This window comes from uncultured Paraglaciecola sp. (assembly GCF_937123705.1).
Lineage (GTDB): Bacteria > Pseudomonadota > Gammaproteobacteria > Enterobacterales > Alteromonadaceae > Paraglaciecola.
Window position 1 is genome coordinate 1 of record NZ_CAKZKO010000086.1, and the last position, 14,776, is coordinate 14,776.

Below are 14,776 nucleotides of genomic sequence, written 5' to 3' on the forward strand. Positions count from 1 at the left end.
ACGAAAACCCTTTTCTGGAAACAGACGAACAACGATGGAGACGTGTTCGCTGGTGGGTTCAATCTAACATTAGGGAGTGATTGAAATGACCACTGATAGCGACAAAGCGTTGGCTAATTATTTCTATGAACAGTGCACTGGAGGTTATGACGGCCACATGGCCACAGTGCCCAACAATCCAGTTATTTACGGATTGATGTTTGCGTGTGGCGCGACGTCCAAAAAAGACTTTGCAGAACAGCTACGTCAGTTTGCTGATGCTCTTGATCTGACCCAGCCCATCACAAAGGAGTGATAGAAAGATGGCAGTATCATTTGCATGTAATTGCGCCGAGAGAAAGAAACCCATCAAAGATCGTGAGTGGTATGTCACTCAACGCAATTGGAATAGCGGTGCTTTTACATCTGGCGCTGGCGAGCCGTCCGACTACTCACAGGTATGGTGTGTATCGTGCCACACCACTGGACGAACCAAGGCGCAATACGTAAATCAGCTTTCTAGTATCAGCATGGATGATCTGATTAATCGACTCGATACAAAGGAGACGACATGAACAAATCCCCAATACCTGTACTTCAATTCCTGATTGATAAGCGACTTGTGGCGAGCAGAGCAGAAGGCAGGCGGCTCATCGCACAAGGAGCTGTCAAGATGAATATGTCCCGCGTGTCTATGGACCACCAGATATCACCGAACTGCATTCACACTGTGCACGTTGGAAGGACTAAGCACGACCTAACCATAAAGGAGACACCATGAGCGAACAAAAGCCTACGAAGTCAGATAGAAACATGACGCCGCACGACGACGCAGAAAGGTACGAGCATCCGGCCTTTGGCACGGTTTCGCTTAGCCGAATATCTGGTGGAGCACGATTGTTTGACAGCGAATTCCAGCACCAGTATTTCATCGGCCTGCGAATCAACACGGCGACAATGGATCGCGGACTGAGCAGGAATTGGATTTACGGCAACGATCAAGTTGCAGAGGTTTGGATGTCGGAATCTCAGTTCGCCACATTGGTATCAAGTATAGGTCAGGGTAGCGGTGTTCCATGCACTCTCAGACAGATAGCTGATGAACGAATGCCCGATATTGCGCCAATGGAAACAGAACATCAAATGCACGTCAGGGAATTTGACAAGCATCTTGATGAGGTCTACACGCGGATCAATGACCTTGAGAAAGAAATACAAGATGCGAAGATTACTAAAAAATTGCAAGGGTCATTGCTGGGGAAGATACGATCTGTAAGGAATGCCGCTCAGTCCAACCTGAAGTTTGTCGCCAACAGTTTTGCGGAAACTATGGAGACAACTGTAGAGCGAGCGAAGATGGAGATACTCGGATACGCTCAAAACAATGGCGTGAAGGCACCACAACTAAACAGTCAAAATGAGCACGCCACACTTATTGAGCAACAAACCATAAAGGAGTAATTATGCCTGACCATATATGTGGCATGGATGAAGTGATCATTATTGCGCGCCGGTACGACCAGGAGCCAACTTTTCATCATGCTACTTGGGGCACTACCGATAAGGCTGCGGGTCAGGCGTCAATAGCTGGTGATAGCATCTCGCGAATGATCTCAGAACAGCCTTCAGACTATGGCAAGGCGGCTGAAATTCTCGGACGCAATATCAAGCGAGCGATTGAACATTGAGGAGGGTGACTGAAATGATTGGCGCAAAAGATGATTCAATATTTCTTACGAACATTCCAACAGTACCGCCTCGCGAACCAGCCGAGTCTGATCCAAACTATATCAAGCATGTTCATTGCAACGGAGCCAGATTTCATACGTACACTTATGTCGGTACGGGTAAAGGGTTCAAGTGCTCGGAACCGGATTGCATAATGAACAAACCTGACACAAAGGAGCGGTGGCACCCGTTAGGCATTACCTCGAATTTTGCGAGATGCTTTACGACAAGCGCGTGTTTGCATTGAATAAGTTTAAGCAGGCTCGGGCGATTCGCTCTATTATCATCATCAGTCATTGGTCGCTCCTAACAGCGATTAGTGGCAAGGCGCTGACCAGTGGTGAGACACTGGCTAGCGTCGATTCAGGTAGGCGGTAGATGTGACGGTATATAGTTGCAATCCCAAGTCTAATAGCTTGTTCTATCGCACTATCAGAGCTTGAATCACAAGGACTCTCTCTCCGCCATTTCCCGATTACCTTCAAGCACAAGATACCACACAAACCCACTAGCGGCGTGTGTTTCAGGCTCACGGTGTCGGACTTTCTCACACAATCAATCATCGAGGTTCACCTTGATTCTGGCGGTATAAGCGCGGTACATTTCGCATACCGCCAAAGTGCTCGAGAAATATACCGTCACAATGCAGCTCACCGACGCAGGAATTAAGGCCGCTATCTACGCTGGAAAAACTCAAAAACTCAGAGACGGCAACGGCTTGTATCTTCACGTCATGCCATCGGGGAAATATTGGCGATACGACTATAGGTACCAAGGCAGGCGCAAGACTCTGGCTTTGGGCGTCTTCCCGGCTGTTACTCTGAAATCGGCCAGGATCGCGCTGTTTGAGGCGAAAGGGAAGCTCGAGCAAGGCATAGACCCGAGCTACGAGAAGCGCGTTGCGAAATACATCAGCACCGATCACACCTTTAAAGCTGTTTCCAGTGAATGGCTCGAGCAGCACGACTGCACCGACAGAAGCCGGAATGACATTAGGCTCAGGTACAAAAAAGACGCCTACCCGTTGATCGGGAATATCCCAGTTCAGCAGATCAGGCCGACGGACGTTCTGGCCGTGCTGCGCCGAATAGAATCTCGAGACGCACATGATCTGGCAAGGCGTGTGTGTACCCATATCAGCCAAGCAATGCGATATGCCGTCTATACAGGACTGATTCCTAGCGACCCTTGTCGAGACTTGAAAGGAGCGCTTAGGCGAAAAAGAGCCACGAAGCGATACCCTGCAATAACGACAGAGAAAGAGTTCGGCAGACTTCTGGTTGATATTGATAAATACAGCTCGAGCATGGTCATTGCCTTCTGCCTTCAACTGGCTGCGCACGTCGCACTCAGGCCCACGGAATTGAGAGCAGGGTTGTGGACTGAGATTAAATGGCAGGATGAGGTATGGGAAATACCGCTCGAGCGCATGAAAAAGGACCGTGACCACGTTGTGCCACTTTCGAGACAATCGCTTGATATCCTTTCCGGCCTTCACAGAATCACAGGCAGGTCTATTTATATGTTTCCGTCGCCAGTGAAGCCGAATCAGCCTATTAGCGGCGGATCGCTTGGCGGTGCTCTGAGAAAAGCTGGTTACGACGCTGTTCACTGTCCGCACGGATTCCGCTCGAGTTTCAGCACAATGGCGAATGAGTCAGGATTGTTCTCGCCTGACGCGATTGAGGCCCAGCTGTCACATTTGGATAGTAGCCGGGTGCGAGCGGCATACAACAGAGCTGAGCACCTCGAGCAGCGCCGTAAATTAATGCAATGGTGGTCTGATCGAATCAGCATCATGCGGCAGACTGCTCGAGATCGCGAAGATACTGATTGATTACACCTCTGCGCCATCGTCTAGGAGCTGACGGACCACTGCCCAGCTTAAAGCCTTTTGGAAAGTCTGGTCGCCTACCTGAAATCCAGTTGGCAACGGTGCCTGTGGTTACTTTGCATATTTCCGCCACTTCGTCAGGCGTCAGCAGCTCATCATCTGAATCACTCACAACTCTCTCCTCCCAATATCCCGCAATACCCTGTCAATCCGATTGCCCACCATCATCATATACACCGAGCGCGTTACCGGATTAGGGTGGAATTGCGCCATGTGGAGCAAGTGTGTCGTGGATGATGGCTCGTGCTTGTTTGGTTTGTCACTCATCGCTGCTGCTCCAGGTATTCGATAAGGCTGTCTATGCAGTCACCATGATTCAAAGCGTGACCGTCATGTCCATTCATGGTCACAGGGGTCTCAAGTATCCACTGACCATCACGGTACACTTTAAGCTTTGTGATTGCTGGACCGGCAGATGTAATATGCTGACTGCAAAGTTTAGTTAGCAACTCCCGCTTACCCTCAACCACACCAGCAAGCCTTCCAGCTTCGTAGGCTGCTGATAGGCATGCCTTCGCCTGATACTTGCCGACCATCCACTGCCTGTGGATTTCGAGGCACTCATCAGGCGCGTCTCCATCCTCTACACGCTTCTCTGCATCTGATAACAGGGTGGTGGTGTTAGTCATGCAATATGCTCCTGATTCGCGTTAAACCACTCAGATTCATCGCAGTTGTTGCATCTGCGGTACTGCTTATAGCCGTCGTAAATGTGTTGATTCACGCGCCAATCATGAACCCCGCCATTCATGCAATCGGCTTTTTTACTGTAAAAATCGAACGATATCGACGGTGTTAATGCGAAATACTTTTCACAGAATCCGCATTGTTCTTCGTAGACTTTGCCGTCTTCGCAGCCGTGACCGTCATCCTGACAAACTTCCTGCTCTTGGCCGCAGTATGGGCATTCAACGTCGCTCACGATTTCACCTCCGCCAAATCGGGCAATACGTGCCCAGGGTTCTGACAAAGCCACCTCCACCGATTCTCTATAGCGCCACAGTCGCATAGCATCTGCCAGCGAACTTGTGCGCTACAGTTTTCGTGATGGTCGAGAACAACGCCGCAACGATGCTGAATCTCCCAGGCTGTCGGAAAATCTATGAAGTCGGTTCTCATGTCGTCATCGCCTGCTCTACAGGGTTTGCCCATGCCGACATAGCTCCGCCAAGGCTTTCCTTTCTGTAGAAGAGCTTTTCGCCGCGCTCATTAGCAAGCGACTGTGCAAGCGAGTCAATTCGCATGTATTCGCCCAACTCCCAGTCACGATCCAAATAGATCACATCATTGTAGATTCGCAGGCTACCGAAAGAATCCTCCAGCTCAGGATGATTAGATACCTCCCTAGCAATCACTCCTCTGGTCAGTACAGATTGATCGGCATTTTTCGGTGGGCTTGTCTTGAATGGACCTTTGAGTGTTATTGTACCGCCATCGACCAAGTTGAATGTGACGTGCGCACCAGCAAATCCGTTTTGCTGTCGGTCTGTATATCCGTGGTAAGTGTGATCGGCAGAGTTTGGGCAATCACCGAATAGCCAGACACCGCCGCGTCCGTCGTCTTGCATCTTGTAGCGGACCGCGTTTATATCTGTAAATGCAGACTTCATCTGTAACGGCCATTGCGTAAAGCTTTCCGGCAGCTCTGGCGATAACATGCAGCGCTCCTGCTCAAGTCTAAGCTCTTTCCATAAGCGTTTTCTACGGATGCGTTTTATCGCTCCGACCTCTCGGCTTACAAAACGTTGCCGCTCTTCTTTTTCTTCATAGGCATTGGCGCAATCATCGCTACAGAAACATGACTCCGCAGGCATTCCGCCGCATCCGCACTCATAGCCATCGCAGCAATATTCAGGCTCATAGCCAGGAGCTTCGTTTCCGCAGAATTCGCAATCCCAACCACTCACAACACATCCCCCAACAAAACCGAAATATGAGCCTGCACACTAGCCAATCGACCCAATTGCTCTTGATCGTCCTCGGGTATATCAGGTGCAGGTACTTCGATGATCCTGGCTATGTAGTCGTCTACTAGATCGGCGGCGGGTAGGGTGTATTCTTCGGGTAGGTCATTGCTCATTTGGCACCGCCTGAGATTCGCTAAACTTCTTACGCGCTTCAATCACGGTGTCTTTCAGTTGATCCAGAGCATCACCGCCGAACGTTTTCTTGACATGTTGCGCGATTACGGTAATTGCATCGTTAGATTCAGCCTCGTTGATGTCAACAATAAAGTGATTTGCAATGAACTCTTGCGCTACCGGCTGGTTATCTGGAATCACATCCCATGTTTGAATCTCGCGCTGCTTCTTATTGAGCTGGACAACCAGATCAAATGGCGCTGCAATGCCGCTGACGCCTTTAATGCGTATACCGCCTGTTGCCGCGCCTGCCCATTTAACGGAAGGCTCACAGTACAGCTCAATCAGCTTTCCTACCCAGGTCTCATACTCTTCTGACCATATCTGCACCAGTCCGCGCAGCATACTTTTGCACGGCTTGTACGGCCTCCCATCAAATCCATCCAAGTGAATATGGATACACTGCTGCTGACGTGGAAAATAGTCAACTTTGACGATTCTGAATACTATGGGCTTGATGAAGTCAACTGCGTTTAGTTGGTCGCTTTTTGCCTCTAAGTCTTTCAAATCTATTTTCTTGGTCATAACAATATATCCTCTTCACGAGTCGCCCAGTGCGGACGATCCATATTAACAACGGTTTGCCAGATAGACTCGTCACCAGCGCTCATCTGCGCGTAGGTATTCAACGCCTCATTGATTAATTGCTTGCCATCGAATACAGCGGTATCGGTCAATCGAACAACTTGAACCGGGTAGCGTCCGAGCGATAACGACGTACTGACAAAGATAAATACGAATTCAACATTGCCGCCTTCAACCTGTGATATGCCTTGCGTGTAGAAAGGCTCTTGCACGAAGTATTTCAGGTTTTCAATCTGCGCCTGGATACGACTGATATCGGCAATGGTTTTTATGTCTGCCACGAGAATGTCAGAGTTCGGACGCATGAACGATGGCCGGTTATTGTCGTTGATATCGAGCACTAGCCAGTCGGGACGGCATTTACACGGCACGCCTGTCACTTTGTCCTTCCAGAAGTACGAGCGCTCTGCAACGCCGTCAAGGGACATGATGGCATCCACTGTTGGGTGCGCCATTGCAGATGCAGCCATGCTTTCCAGCTTTGCCATATCTTCGTGAGTGGCGGCTGTAATTCCAGCGTCTTTCCATTCTTCTATCAGTGCAATCTCGGCTTCTTTTTCCTCTTTCTTTCGGCGGTTAAATTCCGGTAGCACTTTGTACTTTTCTTTGAATGCATGAGGCTCAAGAAAGTAAGCATGAAAGTCTGTGCCGAAATCAATAGCCGCCATTTTGTCGGTGTTCTGCGGCGCGTCCTGTGTCCATTTGAGCAGAGCAGGGTCTTCAATCAGGCTTTTAACAACGCTAGCCGAGATACCGCGCAAAGGATTGTGGTACTCATCGTTCGACATGTTGTCGATGTAGTGGCTTATGCTTGATTCCTTGATAACGGCGTTCATCGTTTATCTCCAGTTCGTTTCAATTCAGCGTCAATCTGCACCACTGGCAAATTCAACAATTCACGCGGCGGTCGTATTAGCACAACACCGGCACCATCAGCCATGTCCTGCATAACCTTCTCTATCGCTTCTCGGGCAACATCAGCCGCTAGTCGTACACGGTTCTGCCTGCCGAATTGCAGTGCTGATTCAGGCGGTTGGCGGCTCATGATGCTGCACCTTTAAATCCGCCGACATAAACACGTCCCGCACTTTCCATGCGTTGCAGATTGTGCTCCAAGTTTCTAGGCAGATGTGTACGCCAGATAACCGGGTACTTTGGATTTGTTTGTTGTGGCGTAGCTTTAATGCCTAATTGCTCGCAGATAACAAACAGTTCTCGGTTGTCTTTGGTTCCGAAAGCGTCTTGGCGTTCGGCTTGTGTTAAGTCTCTATCGTGATTCATGCTGCCACTTCCTCAAGCACAATATTCATGATTGTTTGCCACGCTGCTGACCACGCTGCTGACTTCGCTGCTGACCACGCTGCTGACCACGCTGCTGACTTCGCTGCTGACCACGCTGCTGACCACGCTGCTGAATCCGCTGCTGAATCCGCTGCTGACCACGCTGCTGACCTCGCTGCTGACTTCGCTGCTGACCACGCTGCTGACTCCGCTGCTGAATCCGCTGCTGAATCCGCTGCTGACCTCGCTGCTGACCACGCTGCTGACTCTTCAGATTCGGTCTTATGCAGGTTAATTACCTGTTGAACAACGTCTTTAGATGAGCCGGCCACAGGTAATGTCACTTCTTGCAAAATGCGCCAGTGGATGACATGCATGACAGATTTCCAGTTATCACGCGGTTTGATTGCTTTAGCGAGTTTTACGTGGATATCCTTTTCTGTGTTTTCAAAAAGGCTATCTTGAAGGTGTACTAGCCACTCTGGATATCCGTAAAAAACAGAAACTATTTTGTGTAGCTCATGCTCATCAGCATGAGGGTCTATGTCGTGAGCAAGACAGCCGACAGAGCAAGCTTTAAATGTGCCGTAATCGTCTCTGCCGTAAGTGCCGCGAATCAAAATATCAAGCTCGGCGTGTTGTTTTGTCGCAGCTACTAATGCAGATTTTTGTACTGTGGTTGGTGATAGGTTGCTCATGCTGCCACTCCTGATTCAGCCTTAGCCAACTCAACACGAGCAGCTTCCTTGTTTTCCAGTTTTCCAATCAGTGTCTCGCAGAAGCCTACAAGCTCATTGAGTGTGTGTGTGTACTCTTCGTGGTATGCATACAAAGTGATATTATTCGATGAGTTAAAAAAAGTAATCGAGTAATCAGTAACGCAGCGCATATTTGTACGGGCCTCATAAGAGACATGCACGTCGAATTTATGGAGTTTTTCGACCTTATTCAGAAGTAATGCACTCATGACTCTTCCCCGCGCAGCTCAAGGTATTCACGCTCCAGCCCATCAATAAACTCGTTATAAACCTGTTCGATTGGTTTGCTCTTGCTCTTAGCTTCGACCAGCGACATAAACAGTCCGTCATGCAATCGCGCTACATACTGAGAATCTTCATCGGCAACCGAGTTGCTAGCGGCTTTTGCGCTGACGATCACGGCAAGCGCATCGACGATATCGGCGTGAAATTCTTCTATGTGCGCGTCTGTGTCTACGTCCTGAGTATTGCGAAGGCTCTCAGCGATGACTTGCTGGTTTTCTATGGTGGCGTGGTTGATGGTTGGTTGTGACATTGTGTTGCTCCGTGGGTTTGTTTGTCTGAGTGGGTTTATATTAAACCCGATTTAACGCCCTGTCAAGCGTAGTTGTAAAAATAATTTAACGCAACTTGCCGGACGCTGCTTCTCGCTATTTGCTGAATAGTCTGCTGGTTGTGCCGCCCATGATTTTCTCTCATTGTGTGTATATGAAGTTATCGGCTGCAAGTCGTGTGCCTTTAGTGCGTATTACCCGAAAGAGTGAAGCTGTTGAAGTTGGGCACTACTCACCCATAACCAGAATACTGAATTAACAATATTGCGATTATGCGCAGGTAGTAGCCCTGGAAATGATTACCGTCAGTCGTTCGCAGCATCAGCCAGGCACTGATCGGATAGCCAAGGTTTCCCCCGCAGTGTCGTCGTCCCGATCCATTCAAGTTTCCGCATGGCCCGGTTCCCCGATAGCTCTGCATGACTCGAACCACTCATATGACTGGTGCTTTAACACTTCCCTATTTCAAGGCCCCTGGTTGCACCACAATCACGGCTCCACACCCCTGACGCCCACCCCCGCGCAGAATCCGAGCTATAGCGCAATTAACAGGTAAGCGTGAATTCAGTGGGAAAGTGTTACTTTTCGTAACGCCTGCCATTGTGATATGATTCGATCACTCGGCAGTTGTGGCAAATCAGCACAGCCACTTTGTTTCCTCCTACAATATTCACGCTGCCCTGATGTGGTCTGGTAAATCACACGCTACAGCTGCCGAGAATTCTACCAATTGCGTGAAACCGCCGCAACTGCGACAAAATGTCTCACATTCGCAGATTAGAAAAATCCCACAAAACCATTGACACGACCTTAAACCTTGTTTAAGCTGTTGAGCATGGAAAATATAAAAGACACATGGCTGAAGTTTAGCCGAGAAGAACGGCAGGCTTGGGCGGATACTGCGTTAATAGCAAGCTACGAAAGTTTGCAGCAGATGATCTACCACAAAAAGTACAGCAGGCGAATGCAGCGATCTATTGCCCAGGCACTCATCGACATGGGCAAGACCAAATCCAAAAAGGTCGAGACCGTGGAGCGCCAGTTGTTTGGCGGTCAGGATAAGAGCAAAGCCGCATGACCCAACCAAGATGCGCAGGCCAAAAATGTTACAAGCGCGACGGCTGCAAAAGATATGCCGAGAAAGGCAATGGCTGGATAGATCAGTATCGACCTTTCATGTGTAAAGCGTTTATTCCATTACTGGAGCAGAGTCCTCGGGAAAAGCTGTTATCGCTGAGTAAGTCTGCGTGAAAACCCTATGCAATCCCACAAGGCCATGCCCAGCCAGAACCACTTGCCTGACGTACCTGGGAATCCCGACAGGGACTCAGGAATACGCCGACTACAGCGCTACGGCTGGCCTGAGCTGTCCACATCGAAAGTCCATAGACCATCACCCTGTTGTGCCTATTCGTATGTGGCGAGAGGTTGATGGGGAATTATCACACACAAAAAAGGCCGGTATCAGCGACAACTGACCCGACCCGATAACGAACCCGAACCCCAATAGAAACGAGAACGTAAATGATTGCAGAAACAGATATTAATTCAAGCAAGAGAATTGTGCAAGCATACACCTTCACAAAATTAGCTAGTGGGGTGACTTTATGAAGTGGTTCCAACATGAAGCTGCCGCCAATCGAGACCCGAAAATTGAGAAAGTGCTGATGAAATACGGCGCTGATGGGTATGCACTATATTTCTTTTGTCTGGAGTTGATAGCAGCGCCAATTGACAGTAAGCGAGTGAATTTTGATCTTGAGCATGATGCTGAATATCTTGCCTATAGACTAAAAATTGACAGTCGAAGAGTTGAGGAAATAATGCGATTTCTGGTTGATCAAGAACTGTTCGAGGTTGACGAGGTTACGCATAGAATTACCTGCTTACAATTGGCTTTGAGGCTTGAGAATTCAATAGTAAAGAACCCTGAATTGAAGAAGACTCAGAAACGGATTATGGCGAAAATTGCCAAGCACAAATTGAAGAAAATGAATGCCATCCCGGAAAATCCCGGATTTTTTCGGAAAAGTTCGGACAGATTAGATTTAAACGCTGACGAGCGAAAAAAATTCGCCGTCACCGAAAAAACATCCCACTACGAACCGGATGATGAAACACAGGAAATTGACAATAATTTTTTACGGGGTGCGTCATGAGCCTGCAATATGAAAATTCAGAATCTCTGAACAATCTGTACTCAAATCGGCCTGTGTCACCAATCAATACGCCAAGGTCTGTTTCAAAACGTGGATTGCTAAAACCGAGCGGGACAAAAAAAGATCCTGGGCAGGTAATCAATTCGCCTGATCAGGATAATGCCAAGCAGGAGATTATCGAATTCTTGCTGAGTAATGAAACCTGTATATCGCTAGTTGGGCCTGCCGGTTCTGGTAAGACTACGATTCTGAAACAAATTCTAACTGATGCGAAAAAGCGTAAATGGCGAGTTGCGCTGTCAGCGCCGACACACCAAGCCGCTGCACGAATTCGCGAAGCAACCAACTTTCACGCAGATACCACGCATCGCCTGCTAGGTGTTTCGCTGGTTCGTGATGAGAAAACCGGCAAGCAATATCTCAAGGCCAAGGGGGCGCCGGATATTCAGCCAGGAACCGTCATGGTGATTGATGAGGCGTCAATGCTGCCTGACCAATTGCTGACGATTGTTTTGAAGTTTGTTGAAAAGAACGACTGCAAGGTGATTTTTGTTGGAGATGCGGCACAGTTAAACCCCGTCAAGGAAAAGCCCAGCAAGACGGTGGACAAGGATACCTGTGAGTGGGAGCTGATAGAGCTGACCACCATTCATCGGCAGGCGGCAGAGAATCCGATTATTGCGCTGGCAACGGCTATCCGTCTGGCTGATCCACGACAGTTGCCTGAGTTCAAAACGCACATGAACGGCAAAACCGGCATCCAGCACATGACGGATAAGCGCGAGTGGGCTGATTTCATGGTTCAGCAGTGTGGCATGGATGATTTCCAGCACCGATACATCGCCTACACCAACAGAGCGACGGATGAGGCTGCCAAGGCCGTCAGAAAGCACCGCTACGGCGCTGAGGCGGCTTCAAATCCTTATCTGAAGGGTGAGGTGCTGGTAGTCAACTCGCGCTGTATACCGCCTGACAGTGCCGGAAAATCGCGCAGCAAGAAAAAGCGACAGGAACAGACCGTCATTCAGGCCAATGAGCAAGTGGTGGTTAAGAACGTTTGGCGTGATAACGACTTCTATCACGTTGAGTGTGACTGGAACGGGCATCACGTCGTGCTCAAGGCGTTTGAAAGCTACATCAGGCGTGAGGCATACCTTGAGCAGTTGAAGCGCTGGGCAATCCAGAATTCAAACTGGGGTGAGTTTTTCGATGCGTCGGATTCAATTGCGGATTTACGGTCGGCAGTGAGCGTAACGGCTCATTCGTCGCAAGGGTCCACCTATGACAATGTTTTTATAAATTTGACTGTCATGAAACTTTGCAGAAATCCAGAAGAGTTGCAGCGGCTTCTATATGTGGCGGTAACTCGGGCTTCTGGGTGCGTTTACTCCACTGGGAGCCTGAAATGAAAAAGATAAACCAGGCGTCTGCTGGCGATATTTTTGGCAAACGTGTTGCCATTGGCGAGAGTTTTAAAGAAAAAGGACACTTAAAAATTGCAGTGCAATGCGAATGCGGAAGAGAGGGAATCGTTCGTGTGCAAAAGCTTGTTGCTGGAGAAGCAAATCAGTGTGCGTGGTGCGCAAGCAGTGAAAGAGCAACAATTCATGGGATGACAGGAACTTCAATTTTTAACACTTGGTCTTCAATGATAGAAAGATGCCGCGATGTGAATCACACGAGTTATGCCGACTACGGCGGTCGTGGAATTCGGGTTTGCAATAGATGGCAAGAATTCTCAGCTTTCTATGCGGACATGGGCGAAAAACCCAGCAAAAGCCACTCCATCGAAAGAATAGACAACAACAAAGGCTATTCACCCGAGAACTGCACATGGGCAACGAAGAAAGAACAGGCTAGGAATAGGCGCAGCAATGCGACTGTAGAGCACGACGGAAAGTGTCTTTGTCTTTCTGAATGGGCTGAAATCACAGGGATAGCTCGCAGCACGATTTGCAACAGGCTGGGCAGGGGTTGGAGTTTCGCCCGAGCCATTGGCGCGGAGGCTAGCTCATGAGCGAGATACGGGAGTTGGCGCAACATCGGTGGATGGACATTCTGGCAGGCTTTGGCCTTCCAGAGAATCTGATGAACAAGCGCAACCAACCTTGCATATTTTGCGGAGGCAAGGACAGGGCAAGGCTAACAGATCATCTTGGGTACGGCAGCTACCTGTGCAACCAATGTTGCCCAGAATCTATTGACGGCTTTGAGCTTTTGATGCGCTTCACTGGAAAAGAGTTCAAGGAAATTGCCAGAGAAGTACGAGCAATGCTTGGCAGCACAGAGGCGCGTCCTGTTCAAAACTCTGACGTGAGCAAGAACCGCAAAAAGCTACGCGCAATCTGGACAGAGGCAAAGCCATTATTCAAGGGATGCCCGACACACCGATACCTGATTAATCGCGGGCTGGCTGGCCTTGAATTCTCCAATTTGAGCGGAATTCGTTGCCATCCGGCATTGACTTACTGGCATGTCGAGGGTGGTGAGTTTATGAATCTCGGTCAACACCCTGCAATGGTTGGCCTTGTCACGACGCCGGACGGATTGCCCGCAACAATTCACTGCACGTATTTGCAAGCCGATGGGTCAAAGGCGGCGCTCGACCCAGTGCGCAAGATTATGACGCCATCAAGGCCATACAAGGGCGGTGCAGTCAGATTGCAAACTCTCAGCCAGGATAGCCAGCTTTGCGTGGCAGAGGGCATCGAAACTGCGCTAGCCATGAAGCTACTGTATCCAGATTTGATTCCGTGGGCCTGCATATCGGCGGGGAACATGGAGAGCTTTGAGCCGCCGCCAGAGTGTAACGGCTCTGCCATGTACATAGCCGCAGATAACGACATATCCCACACAGGTCAAGCCGCTGCTTATTCCTTGGCTAAAAAACTATCGGGAAAGTCTAAGGCGTCAATCACAGTCCTGATGCCGAAAAAACAAGGGACTGATTTTCTCGATGAATACAACAACGAAAAGCAGGTATCAGCATGAACACATCAGGCATCCACACTTGTCCAGCCAACCAATTCATAGCCGACATGGAGCAAGCAACCGCCGAGCGTAAGGCCCATTTCGCCAGCATGACGCCACATGAGAAAGCGAAGAAGATATTTGATCTGGCAGAACACGCGGCCATGAAAGACGACATTCGAGGCGCTGTATCTGAGCTTGCCTATCACTTGATGAAAGAGTTGAGCGACAAAGCCGCAGCAGCTCGGAGGGATGAGGCGTGAAAATTTCAGAGATCAGCGAGTTGATCAGGACGCAAGACAATCGCATAACAGACCAGCCCATGTTTGTCGTTCAGAAAGAGGTTTTCGAGTACGGGTTGCAGGAAGGTTTTGCGGATGACTGCGAATGGTTTAACAACGAGTATCACGAGGTTGCAGACGAAGAAAAAAGCGAGGAGCTGGATGAGCTGGATGCAGAAGGCGATACCCCTGATGAATGGGAGAGGGTCTATTACAGAAAACGCTGGGAGTTTGTGACCGCCTGCTTTACCGAACAGGGCTGCAAAGACTATCTGGCCGCTAATGGACACAATCTCGGCGTTACTCGAATTTACGCCTATGGCACTCACAGGAATTACGAGTTTCAGGCCGTTCGCCAGTTCCTAGTTGATATGGAGTCAGCATCATGAACTACACCCTAACCCCAGAACGACTACACCAGCAATGCGTCCAGCGTATCAAGGACC

The 14,776-nt window shown here is 49.3% G+C and carries 24 protein-coding genes; 12 read left to right on the plus strand and 12 right to left on the minus strand.

Annotated elements, in window-relative coordinates; all coding sequences use genetic code 11:
- Positions 1-85: 85 nt before the first annotated feature.
- The 5 genes from Q0688_RS11890 (at position 86) to Q0688_RS11910 (ending at position 3,544) form a co-directional block, all read left to right on the plus strand.
- A complete protein-coding gene (locus tag Q0688_RS11890) occupies positions 86-295 on the plus strand; it encodes a hypothetical protein (protein WP_299076604.1) in 210 nt (69 codons plus the stop codon).
- A 7-nt stretch (positions 296-302) separates the two neighbouring features.
- Positions 303-554: a hypothetical protein gene (locus tag Q0688_RS11895; protein ID WP_299076607.1), complete on the plus strand. Its 252-nt coding sequence runs from the start codon at positions 303-305 to the stop codon at positions 552-554.
- A 202-nt stretch (positions 555-756) separates the two neighbouring features.
- Complete coding sequence (locus Q0688_RS11900) at positions 757-1,440, plus strand: hypothetical protein (protein WP_299076610.1); 684 nt, start codon at positions 757-759, stop codon at positions 1,438-1,440.
- A gap of 2 nt (positions 1,441-1,442) precedes the next feature.
- Positions 1,443-1,667: a hypothetical protein gene (locus Q0688_RS11905; RefSeq protein ID WP_299076613.1), complete on the plus strand. Its 225-nt coding sequence runs from the start codon at positions 1,443-1,445 to the stop codon at positions 1,665-1,667.
- Between the two features lie 683 nt (positions 1,668-2,350).
- Entirely contained in the window at positions 2,351-3,544 is a 1,194-nt protein-coding gene (locus tag Q0688_RS11910) for an integrase arm-type DNA-binding domain-containing protein (RefSeq protein ID WP_299076616.1), read from the plus strand.
- On the opposite strand, the gene Q0688_RS11915 is transcribed toward Q0688_RS11910, so the two are convergent.
- The 12 genes from Q0688_RS11915 to Q0688_RS11970 form a co-directional block, all read right to left on the minus strand.
- Complete coding sequence (locus Q0688_RS11915) at positions 3,504-3,713, minus strand: hypothetical protein (protein WP_299076620.1); 210 nt, start codon at positions 3,711-3,713, stop codon at positions 3,504-3,506. The genes Q0688_RS11910 and Q0688_RS11915 overlap by 41 nt on opposite strands.
- Positions 3,714-3,864: 151 nt before the next feature.
- On the minus strand, positions 3,865-4,230 hold the full coding sequence (locus Q0688_RS11920; protein ID WP_299076624.1) for a hypothetical protein: 366 nt from the start codon (positions 4,228-4,230) through the stop codon (positions 3,865-3,867).
- Complete coding sequence (locus Q0688_RS11925; RefSeq protein WP_299076627.1) at positions 4,227-4,523, minus strand: hypothetical protein; 297 nt, start codon at positions 4,521-4,523, stop codon at positions 4,227-4,229. The genes Q0688_RS11920 and Q0688_RS11925 overlap by 4 nt, the downstream gene beginning before the upstream one ends.
- A gap of 193 nt (positions 4,524-4,716) precedes the next feature.
- On the minus strand, positions 4,717-5,508 hold the full coding sequence (locus tag Q0688_RS11930; protein ID WP_299076630.1) for a hypothetical protein: 792 nt from the start codon (positions 5,506-5,508) through the stop codon (positions 4,717-4,719).
- The gene (locus Q0688_RS11935; protein WP_299076633.1) at positions 5,505-5,681 is read right to left on the minus strand and encodes a hypothetical protein; all 177 of its coding nucleotides are present in this window, start codon (positions 5,679-5,681) and stop codon (positions 5,505-5,507) included. Before Q0688_RS11935 ends, Q0688_RS11930 begins: the two co-directional genes overlap by 4 nt.
- Complete coding sequence (locus Q0688_RS11940) at positions 5,671-6,267, minus strand: hypothetical protein (protein ID WP_299076636.1); 597 nt, start codon at positions 6,265-6,267, stop codon at positions 5,671-5,673. Before Q0688_RS11940 ends, Q0688_RS11935 begins: the two co-directional genes overlap by 11 nt.
- Positions 6,264-7,163: a PD-(D/E)XK nuclease-like domain-containing protein gene (locus Q0688_RS11945; protein WP_299076639.1), complete on the minus strand. Its 900-nt coding sequence runs from the start codon at positions 7,161-7,163 to the stop codon at positions 6,264-6,266. Before Q0688_RS11945 ends, Q0688_RS11940 begins: the two co-directional genes overlap by 4 nt.
- Positions 7,160-7,372, minus strand: a complete 213-nt coding sequence (locus Q0688_RS11950) for a hypothetical protein (protein ID WP_299076642.1) — start codon at positions 7,370-7,372, stop codon at positions 7,160-7,162. Before Q0688_RS11950 ends, Q0688_RS11945 begins: the two co-directional genes overlap by 4 nt.
- Entirely contained in the window at positions 7,369-7,608 is a 240-nt protein-coding gene (locus tag Q0688_RS11955; RefSeq protein WP_299076645.1) for a hypothetical protein, read from the minus strand. The genes Q0688_RS11950 and Q0688_RS11955 overlap by 4 nt, the downstream gene beginning before the upstream one ends.
- Positions 7,605-8,306, minus strand: coding sequence for a hypothetical protein (locus Q0688_RS11960; protein WP_299076647.1), 702 nt, complete (start codon positions 8,304-8,306; stop codon positions 7,605-7,607). The genes Q0688_RS11955 and Q0688_RS11960 overlap by 4 nt, the downstream gene beginning before the upstream one ends.
- Positions 8,303-8,575 (minus strand): hypothetical protein, encoded by a 273-nt coding sequence (locus Q0688_RS11965; protein WP_299076649.1) that lies wholly within the window; start codon positions 8,573-8,575, stop codon positions 8,303-8,305. Before Q0688_RS11965 ends, Q0688_RS11960 begins: the two co-directional genes overlap by 4 nt.
- Positions 8,572-8,901: a hypothetical protein gene (locus Q0688_RS11970; RefSeq protein ID WP_299076652.1), complete on the minus strand. Its 330-nt coding sequence runs from the start codon at positions 8,899-8,901 to the stop codon at positions 8,572-8,574. Before Q0688_RS11970 ends, Q0688_RS11965 begins: the two co-directional genes overlap by 4 nt.
- 854 nt (positions 8,902-9,755) lie before the next feature.
- Here Q0688_RS11970 and Q0688_RS11975 point away from each other — a divergent pair.
- The 7 genes from Q0688_RS11975 (at position 9,756) to Q0688_RS12005 (ending at position 14,719) form a co-directional block, all read left to right on the plus strand.
- A complete protein-coding gene (locus tag Q0688_RS11975; RefSeq protein ID WP_299076654.1) occupies positions 9,756-9,998 on the plus strand; it encodes a hypothetical protein in 243 nt (80 codons plus the stop codon).
- Positions 9,999-10,527: 529 nt separating this feature from the next.
- Positions 10,528-11,079, plus strand: a complete 552-nt coding sequence (locus Q0688_RS11980) for a Lin1244/Lin1753 domain-containing protein (protein ID WP_299076657.1) — start codon at positions 10,528-10,530, stop codon at positions 11,077-11,079.
- The gene (locus Q0688_RS11985; protein ID WP_299076660.1) at positions 11,076-12,488 is read left to right on the plus strand and encodes an AAA family ATPase; all 1,413 of its coding nucleotides are present in this window, start codon (positions 11,076-11,078) and stop codon (positions 12,486-12,488) included. The genes Q0688_RS11980 and Q0688_RS11985 overlap by 4 nt, the downstream gene beginning before the upstream one ends.
- Entirely contained in the window at positions 12,485-13,096 is a 612-nt protein-coding gene (locus tag Q0688_RS11990; RefSeq protein WP_299076662.1) for a hypothetical protein, read from the plus strand. The genes Q0688_RS11985 and Q0688_RS11990 overlap by 4 nt, the downstream gene beginning before the upstream one ends.
- A complete protein-coding gene (locus Q0688_RS11995) occupies positions 13,093-14,070 on the plus strand; it encodes a toprim domain-containing protein (RefSeq protein ID WP_299076664.1) in 978 nt (325 codons plus the stop codon). Before Q0688_RS11990 ends, Q0688_RS11995 begins: the two co-directional genes overlap by 4 nt.
- Complete coding sequence (locus Q0688_RS12000) at positions 14,067-14,312, plus strand: hypothetical protein (RefSeq protein ID WP_299076666.1); 246 nt, start codon at positions 14,067-14,069, stop codon at positions 14,310-14,312. The genes Q0688_RS11995 and Q0688_RS12000 overlap by 4 nt, the downstream gene beginning before the upstream one ends.
- The gene (locus tag Q0688_RS12005; RefSeq protein WP_299076669.1) at positions 14,309-14,719 is read left to right on the plus strand and encodes a hypothetical protein; all 411 of its coding nucleotides are present in this window, start codon (positions 14,309-14,311) and stop codon (positions 14,717-14,719) included. Before Q0688_RS12000 ends, Q0688_RS12005 begins: the two co-directional genes overlap by 4 nt.
- Positions 14,720-14,776: the final 57 nt, after the last annotated feature.